The 19,912-nt window shown below is 64.4% G+C and carries 5 protein-coding genes; 3 read left to right on the top strand and 2 right to left on the bottom strand.

Annotated features, from left to right (window positions below; genetic code table 11):
- The first annotated feature begins 367 nt into the window (after nt 1-367).
- Nucleotides 368-4,894, top strand: coding sequence for a lamin tail domain-containing protein (locus KOR34_RS07415; protein WP_197531229.1), 4,527 nt, complete (start codon nt 368-370; stop codon nt 4,892-4,894).
- A gap of 142 nt (nt 4,895-5,036) precedes the next feature.
- Here the strand turns inward: KOR34_RS07415 and KOR34_RS07410 are convergent, their stop codons facing one another.
- A complete protein-coding gene (locus KOR34_RS07410) occupies nt 5,037-10,049 on the bottom strand; it encodes a VCBS repeat-containing protein (protein WP_146563606.1) in 5,013 nt (1,670 codons plus the stop codon).
- Nucleotides 10,046-11,545 carry an amidase gene (locus KOR34_RS07405; RefSeq protein WP_197531228.1) on the bottom strand — a complete coding sequence of 500 codons (1,500 nt, stop codon included), beginning with the start codon at nt 11,543-11,545 and terminating at the stop codon, nt 10,046-10,048. The genes KOR34_RS07410 and KOR34_RS07405 overlap by 4 nt, the downstream gene beginning before the upstream one ends.
- 364 nt (nt 11,546-11,909) lie before the next feature.
- On the opposite strand from KOR34_RS07405, the gene KOR34_RS07400 reads away from it, so the two are divergent.
- The gene (locus KOR34_RS07400) at nt 11,910-16,568 is read left to right on the top strand and encodes a LamG-like jellyroll fold domain-containing protein (RefSeq protein ID WP_146563601.1); all 4,659 of its coding nucleotides are present in this window, start codon (nt 11,910-11,912) and stop codon (nt 16,566-16,568) included.
- A gap of 34 nt (nt 16,569-16,602) precedes the next feature.
- Complete coding sequence (locus KOR34_RS07395) at nt 16,603-19,332, top strand: glycoside hydrolase family 127 protein (RefSeq protein ID WP_146563599.1); 2,730 nt, start codon at nt 16,603-16,605, stop codon at nt 19,330-19,332.
- Nucleotides 19,333-19,912 lie beyond the last annotated feature (580 nt).

Here is a 19,912-nt window from a genome sequence, read left to right as displayed (position 1 = left end):
GTTCCCTCCTACACAATAGTGCTGCTATCCTGGCCCTCACACAAGGAACGGTCTGATGCCAGCGTGTCGTGCTTGGAGGATGGGCTATCGAACCTCAACTCCACTCACCAGACAGTGACACCGCAAGTCATCTCGCGTGACAAGCCGGCCGCAGCCAGCTAGTATGAAGTGTTGGTAGGCAGGCATCGTCCTACACCTTCTCCTGCAGTCTTTCTCATCTGCACGATCACGCGAAGAGGGAAGTGGCATGCGGCAATGGCGGCGTAAGTCGACCCGGTCCCGAACACAAGACGCAGCGAGCCGTGTCAGGCGGGCACGTCGGTTCGAGGTCCTCGAGTCTCGGGTGCTGCTAGCCGGGGACGTTGTGATGTACAACGACCACGTGACAGGCGCCGAAACGCACCCATTTGTCACCGGGTACGCTGCATTCGGGAACAATTCCGGACAACTCGTCGACAGCCAATCCGGGGCAGCGACCTCGATCACGCTCTCGACAACCTCTCTTGGCGCCTCCTATGAGAGCGTCACCGGCCTGCCCGCGAACGGCACCGATGCGGCGAACACCTTCAACGGTTGGATTGACTTCAGCAGTGCGGCCGGCGCCAGCATCGCACTGACGGGCGGGGACCGTTACGTCCACGCATTTTCCGGGCTGTCGTCAGATCGCTCCTATGAGTTCACGGGCACGAGTGTAAGGGGAAACGCGGGGTACACTAATCGCTGGACGCTGATCACTCTCGTCGGCGCCGAGTCGTTCAGCCTGGACCACAGCACCGGCATCGGAGTCGTCACCGACGGCCTCCCGGCGAACCAGGTGGCGCTCTGGACTGGGGAGAATCATCTCGAGGATCAGGGATTCGTCGTCGGGTGGAGCGACATCGATCCGGGCGCCGACGGCGAGTTTGAAGTGGTGTCGGAGCAGTACCTCGGGGCGACACCCGGCGTAGGTTCAGGAACCGCGACGGGAGGGTCAAAGGGCTATGCGCTCACCGCGATTCAGTTAGTAGAGAGCGACCCGACGTTCCACGTGGTCGGAACTAACCCAGTCGATGGAGCGGCGTTGACCTCTGCGCCAACGAGCTACATTGTGCACCTTAGCGAGCCGCTGGCGGCCGCAAGTCTGGACGCGTCGGATCTGGAGGTCGATGGCGTTCCCGCCGTGTCGGCGACAATAATCGATGCAGATTCGATTGAATTCGCTCTCCCGGTGGTGGCCGGGGACGGCCTCCATACAGTCACGATAGCCGAAGGGGCATTGCTGGGCAGCGACTCGGGTTTGCCCAATTCACCGTTCAGCGGAACCTTCGCGACCTTGTCCGGCGGCGGGATCGTCATCAACGAGATCGGTTACGACGTAGGAGACGACTCGAAGCCGTGGGAGTTCATCGAGCTTCTGAACGTCAGCGACGAAGCCATCGACATCTCGGGCTGGAGCCTGGACGAGGCCGTCCGCTACACGCTGCCCGCAGGCGTAGTGCTGCAGTCGGGTGAGCACCTTGTAATTGCTCAGAACCCCTCGGAGTTTACATCGCAGTTCGGCGTGCCGGTGCTGGGGCCGTTCGACGGACGCCTCAGCAACAGCGGGGAAACGATTGAGCTCCGGGACGACAATGGCGACAAGCAGGATGAGGTCGACTACCAGCTCGGCTACCCTTGGCCCACAGTGGGCGACATTGAAGGCTACTCGATCCAGCTGATCAGCCCGCTGCTCGAGAACGACTTGGGCGGCAGTTGGCGCTCGGCGCCAGCGACGCCGAGAGCTTCAAACTCCGTGTTCGCGATCAACGCTCCGCCGCAGACGAGGAAGGTAGACCACTTCCCGGTCTCCCCCCGCTCGGGAGAAGACGTCACCATCACGGTCAAAGCCACCGACCCAGAGGGCGTCGCGACTGTTGCGCTGCAGTACCAGCTCGTGGAGCCCGGCGACTACATCCCGATCGACGACCCCCGCTACGCGACGAGCTGGACCACGCTGCCGATGACTGACGACGGCGCCGGTGGCGACGTGTCTCCGGGGGATGACATTTACACCGCCGTGCTTCCCGGCGACCTCCAACTCCACCGCCGCCTGGTCCGGTACCGGGTGGTCGCCGCCGACAGCCTCGGCGAGAGCGTAACGGTCCCCTACGCAGACGACGGCCAGCGGAACTTTGCCTACTTCGTCTATGATGACACGCCCGACTGGACCGGCGCAGTCCGACCGGGCCAAACCCAAGAGGTGACGTACGACGGCGAGCTGCTCGACTCGGTCGCCACGTACCACCTCATTACAACTCGCGAAGCGCACGAGGATTCGCAGTTTATCCCCGATTCGTCCCGTTTCAGCGGCTACGGGGGCAGCGAGTACTTGTGGAACGGGGCGCTGGTGTACGACGGCGTCGTGTACGACCACATCCGGTACCGCGCGCGGGGCGGGGTGTGGCGCTACGCGATGGGCAAGAACATGTGGAAGTTCGACTTCAACCGCGGCCACGACTTCCAGGCACGCGACGACTACGGTGAAACGTACGACTCGTCGTGGACCAAGCTAAACCTAAGCGCAATCATCTCGCAGGGGTTCTCTCAGCACCGTGGCGAGCAAGGGCTGTTCGAGTCGGTGGGGTTCAAGCTCTTCAACATGGCGGGGGTGGCGTCGCCGAACACCAACTACGTCAGCTTCCGCATCATCGAGAGCGCTGACGAGACCGGGGCCGACCAGTACAGCGGTGACTTTCAGGGCCTGTACCTCGCTGTGGAGCAGCTGAACGACAATTTCCTTGAACAACACGGCTTGCCGGATGGCAACCTCTACAAGATGGAGAACGGGACAGGCGTCGGCGGCATTGGCGGCGAGCTTAGCAACCAGGGTGACTACCCCGAGGTTAACGACTCGTCGGACCTGATAGCATTCAAGACTACCTACGAGAGCGGTCCACAGACCGCCGAGTGGTGGGAGCAAAACCTGAACCTGGAAAGCTATTACAGCTACAGGTCGATCCTCGAAGCGATCCACCACTACGACACCGGTTACGGCAAGAACTACTACTACTACCACAACCCAGAAACGGGAAAGTGGGAAACGCTGCCATGGGACCTCGACCTGACCTGGGCGGACAATCAGTACGGCAACGGCGCCGAGCCTTTCCGCGATCGGGTGCTCGCCTTCGGATCCTACGCGCAGGCCTACCGCAACCGCATGCGGGAAATCCGTGACCTTCTCTACAACGAAGAGCAGGTGTCCCTGCTCGTGGACGAATCGTCGTCCTTCGTCTTTACCGACGGGCAGGCTTCGCTCGTCGACGCGGATCGAGCGATGTGGGACTACAACCCCATCCTTGTTTCGAGCTACGTGAACCCTGGACAGGCCGGGCACGGCCGCTTCTACGCTGGCGGGGGGAGCGTTCCGCCGGCCGGAAGCTACGCCGGCATGAAGCAGGTGCTCGTTGACTACTCAATCACACGCGGCGCGTGGATCGACCAGAACATCCTGACCGACGAATCAACCATCCCCGAGACACCGACCCTAACCTACACCGGTCAGGCGGGGTTCGCCTTGGGCGGGTGGGAGTTCACCACGACCGACTTCCCAGGGTCTCCGACAGCGTTCGGCGCGATGGAATGGCGGATCGCGGAGGTTTCGAACCCTAACACGCCGGGGTTCGATCCCAGCTCGCCGTGGAAGTACGAAATTGACGCCGTCTGGGAGAGTGGGGAACTCGACTCGTTTCAAGATTCAATCACGGTTGGCGCGGGGCAGTTTGAAGAAGGACGCACGTACCGGGCGCGCGTGAGGATGATGGACTCCCGCGACCGGTGGAGCCACTGGTCCGACCCGATCGAATTTATCGCCGGCCCTCCTGTCAGCGTGCCCACCCTCGCCATCACCGAACTGCATTACCACCCGAACAACCCAAGCCTCCTTGACGAGTCCGACCAGGAGTTCATCGAGATTCTCAATATGGGCCCACAGACGGTGGACCTGTCGGGCGTCCAGATTACCGACTTCTCGAACACGCCGTACGTGCTGGCCGACGGTCTGTCGCTGGAGCCGAACGAGTACATCATCGTCGCGCGCAACCCTGCCGTGTTCCAATCGATCTACGGGACCGAGATCGACCTCGCCCCCGGCGGATACGCGGACGCCAACCTCAGCAATGGCGGCGAGACTCTATCCTTGTTCGCCGCTAACGGCGTCCAGATCCTCTCGTTCACGTACGACGACGCCGCGCCCTGGCCCGAGGCCCCGGACGGCAATGGCCCGTCGCTTGAGATCATTGATCCCTACGGAGACCCCAATGATCCGACAAACTGGCGGGCCAGCACGAATGACGGCGGATCGCCTGGCGACGACGGAAACTCAACGCCTACGCTAGCGGGCGACTATGACCGGAGCGGCATGGTCGATCAGCTCGACTATCAGCTGTGGAGGAGCCAGTACGGCCAGTCTCCTGCGGCAGCCGGCGACGGCGCCGATGGAAACTTCGATGGGGTAGTCGACTCCGCGGACTACACCGTTTGGAGGGACAACCTTGGCGCCTCCCATGCTGACTTGCCTGAGGCAGCACAAACGGCGTTCGTGTCCCCTTCAGTGCGCATCGAGGATAGCGAAGGAGAACTTGAATCTCCGTTGCCTGCGGACCGCGATCCGACACCTGCGGACATCGTGTTCGGTTCGATCGCGGACCTGGAGATTCCGTCCGCACCGCCCGAGATTGATGCTGCGCTCCCCTTGCCTGCCGTGTCAGATTCGCTGCTGCAGATCCTTGCACGGCAACAGCGAGACTCCGTGGTACTCGACAGTTACCGGACAGAAGTAGACGCCTTATCGATTGGGGGGGAGCGCAGCGAAGCCGACGAGCAGGAAGAAGACGAGGCTCGAAGTAGCGTCGCAAACCCGCTCGGCTCCGCGTTCTGATAGCAGAAGCCGGCGTTGAGGCAGCGGGCAGGCGAGGATTGAGCTAGACTTGATCCGTTACCTTGCCGCGATAATGCGTCGCATATCTCGACAGTCTGATCCGGTTCAGTTTGGTTGAATTCATACCCGGCTACCGCGGCTACTATTCACCTTCCTCCAGCGGGCCTTCCGCAAAGCGACTGCGTGATACCCAGCGGGTGTTGTAGAGCAACTGCCAGTCGTCCTCCGGATCTTCCGCAGCGTCTTCACTTCCCGGGAAGGGCGCCACGTTGCGGTCGGGGAGCGAGTTTGGGTTCTCTTCCTTGATCCAGCCGTGGTGGTAGAGCAGCAGCGTCCGCTGCGTGCCTGGCTCCACCTCAGGAAGCCGAGAGGCGTTAAACTCAAGTATGACCCCGTCGCCGGAGTTGAGGATGGCGATCCGCTCATCCGCCGTCGCGAGCAGCGGGGCGACCTCACCGTAGCGAGTGCACCACCCCTCAAGGCATGTCAGCCACTGCGGCCGATCGCGTATGCGGGAAAGATCAGGGACCTGCGGCTGATCCAGCGACCGCTGCGGCAACGCGGCAAAGCCGTGCCACTGCAAGTCTGCTGAAGTAGCCGGCAGCCTACTCACTCGTGCGGCGTCCGACGGCGCCGATTCAGCCATCGCTATCTGGTCCCACCTCACCTCAAATGAGCTTGTAAGTCTGAACCGGACAGCGTTGGGCGAGAGCTTGCCGCTAAGGTCGCACACGATGCTTTTTGTGTTGCCGGCGGGGAACCCAATGGCGTCGTCCACCACGTAGAACTTGCCGTCGTCGCCGGCCGCCTCCAACACCGGCCAGACCTGCGCTAAGTCGGTCCTCTGCGACGCGGCGATGTTGGTCGACGAGTCTCCAAAGCGGAACCAGCCCGTAAGCACCAGCAGCAGCTCCTGGCCGGCAGGAAGCTCGCCGAACTCGAACTCGATTGAGTGCGGGCGTGTGTAGCCCACAGCCGGGTACGGCAGCAGCTCGCCGGGGGAAGTGTAGACGCCGTCAACCTCTGAGAGCTGCGCGGTGCAGTCGGCGCCCGTGGAATCCAACGCGCTCCGCACCGGCATTAGGCCGCGTGCTAGGGCGAATCGTTCGCCCGAGATCGGAACCGTGGTGGCGCGGTCGCGCGAAACAACCTCACAGCCCACCGGGTGATCGACCGCCAACAGGCAGGCGGAGTCGAGGTAGACGGCCTCGCGCAACTCGGAAGTCACCCGCAGTCGCACTCTGCCATTCTGATCCGTGAACCGAGCCGCGGGGCCTAGCACGTAGAGTTCGTCTGGGTCGGGCGGCATCGGCACGCCGCGGGCAACCGAGACGTTCAGCGGCGCTGTGCCCAACAGGTCGGTGACGAACGTCCACGCCCCATCCACCATCGCGTAGAGGAACGGGCAACTGCTCGTGCGCACAAACTCGATGATGGTGATCCGGATAGGATCGCCCGTGAATTGTTTACCGATCTCGTTGCGGGCGACGCCGTTCGGCCACAGCGTCTGGATAGCGTCGACCTCTGACAGCGAGTTGACGCCGAGCTCGATCGGTAGTTCTTCCTGCAGCCAGCGCGACGCGACGAAGCGTTCTCGACGCACCTGCACGCGGACACCGATTGAACTGGGGTGCCCCGCGTACGAGCGGATCGCCAGCTTGAGCTGCTGGTTCTTTGTAATTGTCGCGTTGGCGAGGATCGAAACGCCGTCGTCCCGCCCGACGGCTACGATGTCGGATTTGCCGTCGGCGGTGATGTCCATCGCAATCAGCCCCGACGGTCGGCATGGCGCCGGCAGGGTTGCGTGGCTCGCCTGCCCGGCAAATCCCTTTTCCGTGTTCCGCCACACGACGATCGCCGGCGCGCCTTGAATTGCCCCGGCAGCCGCGATGTCCAGGCGGCCGTCATTGTCCGCATCGATGACAGTAGCCGCTTCGATGTCGGTGAGTTTAGTTGCAATCTCTTCGAGGATCTCGCCCGCCGCGTCGACTACCGTCAACACGTTGGCCGCGAAGCACACTATTTCGGGAACGCCGTCGTTGTTGAGATCGTCGAGTAGCACCCGCTCGGCAGGTGGCCAAGCCGCTTCGGGATCAGACTTGAACGCTCCTCCAAACGCATTCCGTAGTACGCGCGGCCGCACACCGCCGGTTTGCACGAGGTCGACGCCAAGGTTCACACCGTCCAGGTCGACCGCCGCGAAGTCGACCCACGGTCCCGTGTCTGCCAACCCAAACTCACTAGTGGCGTCGACAAACGAGCCGTCACCGTTATTCCGCCACGCCGCGACGCCCCCGGGGCCGCCGATGCACAGGTCGATGTCGCCGTCGTGGTCAAGATCCGCCCACTTTGCGATAGCGCCGGTCGCTTGGCCCAACCTTGCAGCCTGGGTGAGGTCCTCGAATCCGACGTCCGGCGTGTGCCGGATCAACCGCGTGCCCATTGGGGTCACCACGGCGATCTCGCTGAAGTCGCCCACCTCGGCGCCCATTCCAGAGCGTACCGGTGAATCCGCGATAGCGTTTCCAACTGCGACGACTGCGGATGGCAGAGCCTGCTCGAATAGCGCAGCGCCCCGCGCCCGCTCTTGATAGCCGTTCTCGGCATCCCATTCGAACACCACCGGCACGGACGCCGTCGTGATTCCGACGAGCTGGTAGCGGCCGTCGTCATTCATGGACAGCACCGCGGTCGCCAGCAGTGCAGGAACGCCGTCCGCCGAGATGGCTTCCCACTGGAACTCTACCGGCACAGCCGTATCCGGGGCGCCGACCTCTATCAACATCACCTCGGGCATGGTGTACCGGCACACCTCCAATGCGAGCGTGTCGGTTGCGTCTTTCAACTTCCGGATCCGCTGGTAGTCGCGCATGTAACGGCGGAACGCGTCGCGATCGCCGGACTTGCGGGCGAAAGCGGCCAGCTGGTACTGGGCGCCGCCGTGCAGCGGGTCGAGCTCGGCCGTCTTAAGGAGTTCCGCTTGCGCAGCGTCGGTGTCGCCGAGCGCGGCTAGCGCCAGAGCGAACTGGAAGTGGAGCGTGGGCTCGCGTGGGTCGAGCCGAACGGCCTCGCGGAATTGTTCAACCGCTCGCTCAGGTTCAGAAAGGCGGTTTGCGGCCAGACCGCGCAGGTAACTGATCCCGGCCGGCGGGCGGGCCTCGCTTTTGGGCAGTCCGGTGAGCTGCCGTTCCGCGGCGGCCGGCTGCCCGCCAAGCAGGTACGCGCGAGCGAGGTTCCGGAGTGTCGGGCCCGATTCAGGGTTGAGCTGCACCGCCCGCTCGAGGGTGTCGATGGCGGCTTCGAACTCGGAGTTCTCCAGCTGGGCCACCGCGGTGTTAGCGAGTTCCTCGAAAGTCGCAGACTCGCGAGCCACCGTGACCACCTGATTGACTCCGCTGACCTGGACAAACTGTTCGCGGCCATCGGCCCAGGTGATGCGGAGGCTATCCACCTCGTCGTGCTCGCCGAGCCCGAACACTGCCATGGGCGCCGACTGCGCGAGGTAGCTGCGCGTCGGCATCAGGGTGCGTTGCTGCGCGTCGCCGCCGGAGAGTAGCTCGATCCGGGCGCCAATCCCGTGCGGATTGCCCTCCGGACCGCGGAGGCGGATGTGCAGCCAGTTTCCGCCAAGTTGCTGGTCGTTGCGGAGCAGGAGCGGCGGGCCACCGGCCTGCGTGATCACCAGGTCCACGTCACCGTCGTTGTCGAAGTCGGCCGACGCGGTTGCTCGCCCGACGATCGGCTTCGCAAGGTCTTTGAGCTTCTCGACGGGCACAGGCGTCAGGACGGGCCCCTCGGTAGCGCCCGTGTTCCAGAGGAGCTGGGCCGACTGTCGGTACGACTGTTCCGGTTGGACCGACTGGATCGTTTCCTCGAGGTGCCCATTGGCGTGGACCATGTCGACCCTGCCGTCGAGGTCGAAGTCGTCGAACTGAAGTCCGAACGTGAGGCTGTCGAGCGTCGGGCCCCCGACGCCGGCGTTGACGGTCTCGTCGACGAAGAAGTGATCCGAGCGCTCCGCCGGAGTGGTGAAGAGCTCGGTCATCTCCCCGGCAAAGTTCGATACCGCCACCGCTAGCCGGTCGTCGTTGTAGAGCCAAGCCGCGTCGATGCCCATCCCACTGGTTGTCGCGCCTGCGGCGTTCAGCGCGAAACCACGGGCCTCGCCAACCTCCTCGAACACGCCCTGGTTGTTTTGAAACAAGAAGTGTCGGACGGTGTCGTTGGCGACAAACACGTCTATCCAACCGTCGGCGTTGTAATCGACAAAAGTGACTGCCAATGCCTTGCCAAGCGGCGCGCCCTCGGCGTTGAACACATGGACGCCCGCCTCAGCCGACACGTCCGTAAACCTGCCGGCGTCATTGCGGAACAGGAAGTTGTTAGTTCCGTCGAAGTTCGAGGGGTGCGCGTATGATGACCCAGTTCCCGGCACACGCAGCACGGCGGCCTTGTCACGGGCACGATCCCAGGCGACGTAGTTGCAGACGAACAGGTCGAGGTCGCCGTCGTTGTCGTAGTCGAAGAATCCAGCGCTCGTCGTCCACGCATCCGACCCGCCTAGGCCGCTCGCGGCGCCGCCAACCTCGGTGAACACTCCACCGTCGTTGCGGTACAAGTGGTCCGGACCAACGGCGGTGATGTAGAGGTCGTCGTCGCCATCGGCGTCAAAGTCGCCAATCGCGACCCCCTGCCCGTAGTAGTCGGCTGCCAAGTTTGCGGCCTGGGTGACGTCGGCGAACTTGCCCCCGTCGTTCTGGTACAAACGGAGCGCGCCACCGCTAGTAGCGTCCTCGTCTGCCGCGTCCCACGGCCACGACCTGCCGCTAATCAGCAGCAGGTCGGTGTCGCCGTCGTTGTCGTAGTCGATCCACCCGCAGCCCGATCCACCGGACTCAGGCAGCATCTTCTCGCCGGTCGCGCCGCCGTGGTGGACGAAGTCAACGCCGCTAGCCTTTGCAACGTCCGTGAATGGGATCTCGGGGGTTGCAACGGCGGGTGCGCCGCTCCCTTGTTCGGCGGCCGGAGCCGCCTCACGCAAACCGGCGTCGCGTGACCGCGTTACCAGCACCGCCGCGACGATGCTGCCGACCAGCAACAAGCCGACCAAGGCTACCAAGACTGGACTGCGGGTGTTCGTGCTTGGGCTGCTCATGACCCGGCCCCTGTTGCACTGGCGGCCTGCGCTGGCCCCTTCAGAAGATGACTCCGCATTCTGACAAGGTCTCCTGACCACGGGTGCGACTGCTCGATGCGGCGGCAGATGCTAACGACCTGCTCGTCGGCAAAACGTTTCCCCACTACCTGGATGCCTACCGGCAGGCCCCCAGTTGTCAGGCCAGCGGGCACGGACGCCGCCGGATGTCCGGTAAAGTTGAAGGGGTGGGTCAAGCACCAGCCAATCGACCGCTCTACCGGTTTGCCATCGACAGCAGCCGGACCGAGCGTGTTGCCGTTGGCGGCATTCTCGACCGGCAACGAGCCCACCGTTGGGGTAAGCAGGATATCACAGTCGGCAAAGATACCTTGAACGGACTGCCAAACCTGAGTGCGCCGTTGTTCGTCGCGGCGAGCGTCGAGCGCCGAAGCCAAGCGCGCGGCGTCCACCATGCGTTGGATTTGGTCGGGGATGTCGTCAGGGTGTGCCTTAATGACATCCGCTCCAGCCGCGGCCATTGCATCGAACATCTCCAGGTAGGCGATGCCGACCTGCCGGACCCACAGCTCCGCCAGTTCGTCCTGGTCGAGCGGCAGGCGAATCTCGGGGGCATCGACCTGCAGCCCTGAATCCGCCACCGCGCGAACGCACTCCTCCACGACCTGCCGGACCTCGGGGTCGACTGCGAACACGCCCAGGTCGGGGCTGTAGGCGATTCTCAGTGCGCCGGGGTCGGAATCGACTGCGGCCGGCAGGTTCATTCCATCGTCCGGAAGGCTGAACGGGTCCTCCGGGTGCGGGCCGGACATGACCTGAGCCATGAGTGCGGCGTCTCGCACCGTGGCGGCCAGCGGGCCGGCGTGGAGGAACGGAGCGGCGCAGCCAAACGCGTTCGGCCCGCCGGTGTTGGGAACGCGGCCGTACGTCGCTTTGAAGCCTACCACACCGCACCAAGCAGCGGGGATGCGGATCGAGCCCCCTGCGTCAGAGCCCTGCGCGAGCGTGACCATTCCGGCCGAAACGGCGGCAGCGCTGCCGCCGGATGAGCCGCCCGCATTCCGGAGCAAGTCGAACGGCGTAGAGGTTGGTCCGTATAGGAGGTTATCGGTTACGCCCTTGTGGCCAAATTCGGGGGTGTTCGTCTTGCCGACGATAACCGCACCCGCGTCGACTAACCGTTGAACATGGGCGCAAGTTTCAGTAGGGACGAACCCCGTCATCGCCCGGCAGCCGAACGTGTTGCGAACCCCCGCCTGAAAATCGAAGAGGTCCTTCACTAGCAACGGCACGCCGTGTAGCGGCCCCTGCCACTCACCGCCCTGGGCCCTTCGCTCCAACTCCAACGCGTGATCGAGCGCCTTCTCATAGGCTGGACTCACCACCGCGTTGATGGCTGGGTTGGCTTGCTCGATTCGGTCGATCGCGTCGCGCGTGGCCTCGACCGCAGAAATGCTGCGTGAGCGGATTTGGCGCGCTAGCTCCGATGCATCCATTACCCGTCCTTCCGCGTCACCTTGCGTGCTGTCGGCTCCTGCCGTGCCCTCCCGGACTAAGCGATGATGATATCGGCCCATCCCAGAATCAAGGGCCGCGTGCCGCTTGTATTCAGGCGAATGCCATCGTCGGAGTGCTAACTGACAAGGGCAAATTAATTTGACCTTGTACACAACATTAGTTATTCTGAGCTGCGGAAGAGTGCGATTAGTTTAAGCCTTTGGCGTGCCGGTTAGCCGCCGAGAGCCGATCGGGGACAGAGAATCCGACGCCGTAACCCTACCCGCCAGAGCCATTCGCCCGCCGTGGGCTGGCGCCAGAGCCGCAGGGGCCGCCGCCGGTGTGTGAGCAGCAGGAGAATGCATGGCCGGGGGTAATAAACGGGCGGGGACGGCGTCGCGTCGTAGCTGGTTCGAGCGTCTTGAAGACCGCGTGCTGTTGGCGGGGGACCCGGTCGCCGAGTGGAAATTTGATTCCTCCACCGGCGCCGTTCTGGTCGATTCCGTCAGCTCGGCCGACGGCGTTGTCACGGGGTCGTCGGTTTACAACTCAACCGGAACGGGGCTGGTCGATGTGATGCCCGTGTGGACCGCCTCGAACCCGACCCAGTGGGGCGACGGGACTCAGAACGGCGCCCTACGCCTGTTCAGCGACACCGACGGAGCGATCGTCGACGCGTCTGACGCCCCCCAGTTCACCGCGGTCAGCCTATGGTTCAAGGCCGACACGACCAGTCCTACCCGCTACAACCCCAACGGGTCGGGTGGCGGGAACACCTCGGGCACGCCGGTGGCGATGCCGCTGTTCGAGTCCGGGTCCGGCTCGAGTGGCGTCAGCATCTACCTCTACAACGACCGGCTGTACGTCGGCGCTTGGAACTCGAGCATCCCGGGCTGGACCAATGGCACTTGGCTGTACACGTCGCAACACGCGGTTGTCGCCGGGAGGTGGCACCACGTGGTGCTGACTATCACGCCTTCCAGTTCCCCCCAGGCCGGCGGCATGGTGGGATACCTCGACGGCGTTCAGTTCGGCGAGGGCAACGGTGCGACCGTAGCTGGGGGGGAGTCAATGGCATTAGGCCGGACTGACGGCACGACGCGATTCTTGCTGGGGACGGGGGGCGGATCCGTACTGAACAACAACTCCGCGAGTAGCAGCAACAACCGGGGGTTTGCCGGGTACCTCGACGAGGCGAGGTTGTACAACGAGCCGCTTTCGGCGGCCGATGTGGTGGAGATCTACGAGGCTACCGCGCCTGACACGCCTGAGGAGGAGTGGCTAATCCGCGACTCGGGCCGCGCGGCGGTGATCGGAAGATTTCGCTTCGCCGGGCAGCTTGCAAGCGAGCACTTTGTCTTCAAGTGGGGCCCAGACCTGACCAACGCGATGCAGCCGGTCTCGACCTACATCCAGCAGAACCTGAACCGGCTGGAGATGGCTTGGGACATCATCGTCGAGCAGTCGGGCATGGCGCCGCCTTCGGCCCGCAACGGCGTCAACTACAAGATCAACGCGTACATCCTCGACACCGGGTTGTGGTGGGTGGACGCAAACGGCGGGACGTTCTCCGGCGCGTTCGCTGGGCCCGACCCGACCGGCTTCTCCGCGATGTACGTATCGCCATGGGCGCTAGGCCAGTTTCAGAGCCCCAGGAGCATCTACGTCGAGCCGTGGGGGCAGGTTGCAAACACCACCACCACGCCGCACGAGTTCACCCACGTGCTGCAGAGCGAGTCCGGCGGCTTCGGTGCGAGCGACTTCTCGGGACCGTTCTACGAGGCGCACGCCAACTTCGGCGCCTCGCTGGTCGACCCCTACGACAGCGGCAACTTCCGGGCCGAGATCACCGCACGCAGCTCGATCAACGGACGCTACGGCGAACGGCGGCATCGCTACTCAATGGCGACCGACTTCCGCTACCAGGCGCACCCCTTCCTGAACTACCTGACCGAGCTCCCGGAGTACGGCGCAGCGTTCGTCACGTCCGGCCTCTGGTCGGACACCGACGCCCAGGGGCCGGGCAAGGACCCGTGGCTCGTCCTGCGGAACAACTTCTCGTCAGACGAGCAATTTGCGCAAGTCTACGCGGAATACGTCGCTAGCACAGTGACCTACAAATCGCTGTATGGGGGCGACCTGCTGTCAGGGCTGCCTTCGATCCCCGCGCACGACACGACCCAACGTTACTTCCGCACCTACCTGGAGCCGGTGGGGTCCAGCCCTGGGTGGTACCAGGTTCCCGAGCAGGACACGCCCGAGCAGTACGGCGCGAACCTCATCAAGCTGACGCCGATCGACCGTGTCGCCGGGCAGGCGCACGTGGTGGAGGTTGACCTGGACGGCTACGTGCTTCCCGGTCAATCGAGCGGCGTGTATGCAACTCTGGTGGCGATTAGCGGCTCGGGCGCCGCGGTCCAGGAACGGTTCAGCGAGTCGTGGCAGGATGGCACGCTCACTTTCACGCTGCAGCCGGACGAGACCGACCTCTACCTCGCCGTGACCGCGATCCCGTCGGCCCACAAGAGCTATATTTGGTCACACCCGTTCCATCCGGCTGGCAACATCGGCTACGGTTTGGACCGGTTTCCATACCGGGTTTCGATCGATGGCGCGGTTCCAGCACGTTCGGAGGAGGCTGGCGCCCGGCCGGCGCCGAACGCCAGCGCGGTCAGGCACATCAACCCGGACGGTTCGATCGGCGGCTGGAAGACGGTAGCGGTGCCCGCGTCCGTCTACCTAGGGCCCAACGTCTGGGTGACCGGCGGGCTGCTCCGGGAGAACGCCCGGATCGAAGGCTACGCGACGATCACCGGCGGCCTGGTGGCAGGCAACGCGGTGGTGTACGGCCACGCCATAATCGCGGGGGGCAGCGTCCGCGACGACGCGAGCGTAGGCGACTACGCGACCATCGCCGGGGGAGCGGTTTCGGGCGAGGCCCGCGTGACCGGCGACGCGTTGGTGTCCGGCGGCCAGATCAGGGACCAGGCCCTAGTCACGGACTACGCCACGATCGTCGGCGGTAGTACGGTCGTCGGCGGCCAGACGGTGGTGAAGGGGTATGGCGTGGTCGACAACGCCGACATGCAGGGCAACGCAATCGTGATGTCGTCCGGGCTGGCCGCCGGGACGGGCCTGGTGACGGACCGCGGGGTGCAGTTCAACGGCGAACCCTCGCCGCAGGAGTCGCCCCTAATGACGAGGCAGTACAACAACCTGTTCGCCCGCTACACGTTCGACACCCGCGACGACAACGCCGTCTGGGACGACTTCAACACTACCTACGGCTGGATGAGCGACACGCCCGCCGACTGGGCGTTCTCGTCGGGGGTTTCTGGACTATCGGGCGTGCTTGGGTTCGGCACGGACGAGCAGTACGTTGAGCTTTCGACCGAGCTAGCCGCATTCAGCGACCAAACCCTTCAGCTCTGGGCCCGCTGGGATGGAACCGGCGACACTGACCAGAGGCTTTTCGAGTTCTCGCGCGACGCGGACAACTACCTCTACCTGCAGCCGACCTCTAGACAGGGTGGGGTGAAGTTCGAGATCTCAGTCGATGGCGTGGCCCGCACCCTCTACGCTGTCGAACCGCTCATTGCGGGAGCATGGCAGCACGTGGCCGTAACGTTTGAGGACTATACAGCCACTCTTTGGGTGGACGGTGCGGCGGTCGCCGCCAAGACTTCCGTCACGATGAACCCGCACCAGATACGGGCGACGTCGGCCCTGCTCGGCAAGGGAGTGGGGGACGAGAGTGGCTTCCGTGGCGACATCGACAACTTCCTGATCTTCTCCGACACGCGCACCTCTGCGGAGATCCTCTCGGACGTCCGCCAGGTGCTCGGAGGCGGCTACACGCCCGGCCCCGCAGCGGAGATCGACCACGACCCGGGCGACTACAATCGGGACGGCCAAGTCGACGCGGCCGACTACACCGTCTGGCGGGACACGGTAGGCGTTGCAGTGGCGACCCCGGGAGCGGGCGCCGACGGCGACTACAACGGCGTGGTCGACGACGCGGACTACGCCGTGTGGAGGTCGCACTTCGGCATCGTCACGCCCGAGGGGCAGGATGTAATGCCGGACCCTGACGAGCAGCTCTTGATCGCACACTACGCCTTCAACGGCGACGCCTCGGACAGCAGCCAGGAGTACGATACGCAAACCACCGGCGAGCCGGTCTACATAACTGGCGTAGACGGCTTGGCGATCCACCTGGACGGCGCCAACGACTTCGTGACGCTCCCGCCGGGCGTCGCGAGCCACGACGACATAACCGTGTCCGCCTGGGTGTACTGGGATGGGGGCGACGCGTGGCAACGCTTGTTCGACTTCGGCAACAACACGACCGAGTACATGTTCCTGACACCCTCGGCAGGCGGCGGGGCAGTAATGCGGTTCGCCATCACGGTCGGCGGCAACGGCGCCGAACAGGTCCTCGAAACGGCCGCGATGACGCCGGGCGTGTGGACGCACGTTGCCGTGACGCTCGACGGCGACATCGGCACGCTGTACGTGAACGGAAGTGTAGCGGACTCCGAGCCGATCACCCTCAACCCTAGCGACTTCGCGCCGGCGCTCAACTACATCGGCGAGAGCCAGTGGCCCGACCCGCTTCTAGAAGGCCGCGTCGACGAAGTTCGTATCTACAACTATGCATTGTCCGCCACCGAGATTGGCGGCTTAGCAGCCTCGGCCCCCGCAACGTCGGCAGGCGAGAGCGAAGTAGAACCGAATGAGCCGTGGGTGTTGGCGTTCGCATCGGTGGGCTTGTCGCAAACGGGCCCGTCCGCCGCGGCGACTGACGCGGCGATGGCTACGCCAATCGCACCGCTCGAGAATTCGGTCGCCGATGAACTGGTCGCACTGCAACTCGAGAGCCAGCGGACGCGGCGGGGTCACGAGCCGTTTAGCGGCGCCTCAATGCAGCTGGCCGACTCCACCGAAGATTACCTAGAAGCCAAGCCGCCGGTCGGCTCGCCCCTTGAAACTTCCGTTTCGGATAACGCTTTCCAACGCTAACCCGGTTCATTCAGCCCGCGAAGGGATACGAAAGATGAAGACTGCACGACTTTTATCGCTCATCGGCGTGACGATCACCGCGTTGGTTGTGCTGGCCGTGAGCGTCGCCGACGCGCAGGAAGGGTCAATCTCGGGCGCCGCTAACCTGGCGCTGGTCGCCGAGCCGAGCGCATCGTACACATCGGGCGACACCAAGGTCTCGGCCCTGAACGACGGCATTCGCCCGCGGCGGTCGGCTGACCGGCGGCGCGGCAGCTACGGCAACTGGAACCGCACCGGCACCCAGTGGGTGCAGTACGAGTGGCCCAAGGCGATCTCCACCGACAAGATGGAGGTCTACTGGTGGGCGGACGGCCAGGGAGTGCACCCGCCAAAGGCGAGCCGCCTGCTCTACTGGGATGGCGACAAGTTCGCCCCGGTTCCGGGCGCCGAGCGCGTCGGGGTCGAGCGCGACCGTTTCAACATGGTCGGCTTCGACCCGATCGAGACCACCAAGCTCCGGCTGGAGATCGACTCGGACGACGCCGGCAACTCGACCGGCATCCTCGAGTGGCGGGTGCTGGACAGCGGCTCCTCGCCCAAGTTTCCGCCGATGGTCGAGGGCGACATCGATCGTATCGTGATGCTCGGCGGCAAGACCTACCTGAACGCCAAGGTGAAGACCCTCGCCCAGGGCGACTCCCCGCAGGTGGCCTGGAGCAAGGTCTCTGGACCAGGCGAGGTCGAGTTCGCCGACGCCAACGCGTCGGAAACAACCGCCACGTTCTCCGAAGTCGGCGACTACGTGCTCCGGATGACCGCCGGCAAGGGCGACCTGACCGACTCGGCGGATGTGAACGTGACCGTGGAGAGCCTTCCGCCGACCGATCCGCTGGGGGTGGTGTACACCAAACGCTACAAGATCGACAGCCCGCTGTGGAATCATCGCGCCAAGGCGATTATCTGCGACTGGATCCCTCACTGCGTCGAGCGGATCGACCGCGACGACCTGCCCGAGGGCGGCATCAACAACTTCGACGAGGCCGCCAAGAAGCTGGCTGGCCTGCCTGCCGAGCGGCACCGCGGCTACGTGTTCGCCAACGCCTGGGTGCACCAGACCATCGAGTCGATCTGCATCGCGCTGATGGTCGACCCGCAGGGCGATGCGGAGATCGCGGCCACGCAGGCCGACCTCAAGGAGACCCTGGAGGACTGGATCCCGCGGATCCTGGCTGCCCAGGAGCCCGACGGCTACCTGCAGACCGCGTTCACGCTCAACGACCGGATGAACCGCTGGACCCCGCAGAACCGCACCGGCCACGAGGGGTACACCGCCGGCTACTTCCTTGAGTCCGCCATCAACCACTACACGCTCACCAACGGCGCCGACCGCCGGCTGTACGACGCCGCCAAGAAACTGGCCGACTGCTGGGTGGCCAACATCGGCCCCGAGGAGGGCAAGCAGCCCTGGTACGACGAGCACCAGCAGATGGAGCAGGGCCTGGTCCGCTTCGGCCGCTTTGTGAACGACATGGAGGGCAACGGCGCCGGCGACGACTACATCACGCTCGCCAAGTTCCTGCTCGACTGCCGCGGCGGCGGCGCCGAGTACGACCAGAGCCACGTCCCCGTGCAGCAGCAGTACGAGGCCGTCGGCCACGCGGTGCGGGCGGTCTACTCGTACTCCGGCATGGCGGACGTCGCCACCGAGACCGGCGACCTCGACTACCGTTCGGCGGTGATGTCGCTGTGGGACAACATCGTCAACAAGAAGTACTATGTGACCGGCGGCATTGGCAGTGGCGAGACTTCCGAGGGCTTCGGCCCCAACTACTCGCTGCGCAACAATTCGTACTGTGAGTCCTGCTCCAGCTGCGGGCAGATCTTCTTCCAGTACAAGATGAACCTGTCCTACCATGACGCCAAGTACGTGGACCTGTACGAGGAGACCTTCTACAACGCGCTGCTCGGCTCGCTCGACCTGCCGGGCGAGAACTTCTACTACCAAAATCCCCTGGCGTCCGGCGCCCCGCGGTACCCCTGGCACGGCTGCCCCTGCTGCGTGGGCAACATCCCCCGCACGCTGCTGATGCTACCCACCTGGACCTACGTGAAGGACGACAACGGCATCTACGTCAACTTCTTCATCGGCAGCACGATCCAGGTGGAGGACGTCGACGGGACCGATGTTGAGATGGTTCAAGAGACCGACTACCCCTGGAGCGGCGGGGTGAAGATCACCGTGAACCCTGAACAGGAAAAATCGTTCGCCGTGCGCATCCGGTCGCCGCAGCGGAGCGTCAGCACGCTCTACACCAGCGCCCCCGAGGCGGACGGCATCGAGTCCGTGTCCGTCAACGGAACGCCGGTCGAGACCAAGATCGAGAACGGCTACCTCGTGATGGACCGCGCCTGGAAGCGGGGCGACACGATCGAGTTTGCCCTGCCGATGACGCCCCAGCGGGTCAAGTGCGTCGACCTGGTCGAGGCCAACCGCGGACGCGTCGCGCTGCGGTACGGGCCGCTGGTCTATAACATCGAGGCCGTCGACGGCAACAACTTGAATGGGGTGCTTCCTCCCGACGCCGAGCTGACTACCGAGTGGCGCCCCGACCTGCTGGATGGCGTGGTCGTGATCAAAGGGGAGTTCGCCGACGGCTCGCCGCTGCTCGCGATCCCCAACTACGCCCGCAACAACCGCATCCCCGAGCCCGAAGACGGCGAACGCCGCCGGCGCCGCCGAGGAGGTGGCGGGGGATCGATCGTCTGGATCCGCGACCGGTAGGCGCAACTCCCCTGCCCCACTGCGAGTCTTGACTCGATTCCGGCCACTTAGCGCGGTCCAGCACGGAGTCCCCGCAGTAGCGGACAGCGTGCTGACGGTCGCGCTGCGCGCCCGCGTCGGCCGCCGCGACTTCCATGCGCTGCTGGGGGTTCGCCAACCAATAAGTACACCAGTCACCTAATTTCTCTACCAGGATGTTCTTGTGTGACGGAACCAGGCGGGCGTGGATCGCGTTTGAGCCGCTCCCACTCTGGCGCCCAAGAGTAAGGCGAGGACCGGCTGTGACGAACGCGTCTGAGTCGAGTCGCCCAAGGGCGATGCGCCGGGGGCGGACTTAACACTCCCGGCCGAGATCGCCCTTCCGCGTCATGGGGAGGCCCGACGTGCCGCCGGATTTTCTTGACATTGTGTGCAAAGTGCCTTATACCCGGGGCTCGCCGCCGCGACCTGTCCTTGAGTATTCGCCGTTGCGGAGCGGGTCACCTCCCTGCGAATCAAGGTCCGGCGAAGCGTGCCGCGGTAGGTCACCGCACGCCTAGATGCACGCCGACGCCCCCTGCACCGCCAAGCGCTCCCAGGA

The sequence above is a fragment of the Posidoniimonas corsicana genome, assembly GCF_007859765.1.
In the GTDB taxonomy this organism is placed as follows: domain Bacteria; phylum Planctomycetota; class Planctomycetia; order Pirellulales; family Lacipirellulaceae; genus Posidoniimonas; species Posidoniimonas corsicana.
Note: the sequence above shows the minus strand (reverse complement) of the source record. Positions and strands in the feature narration are given on the sequence as shown.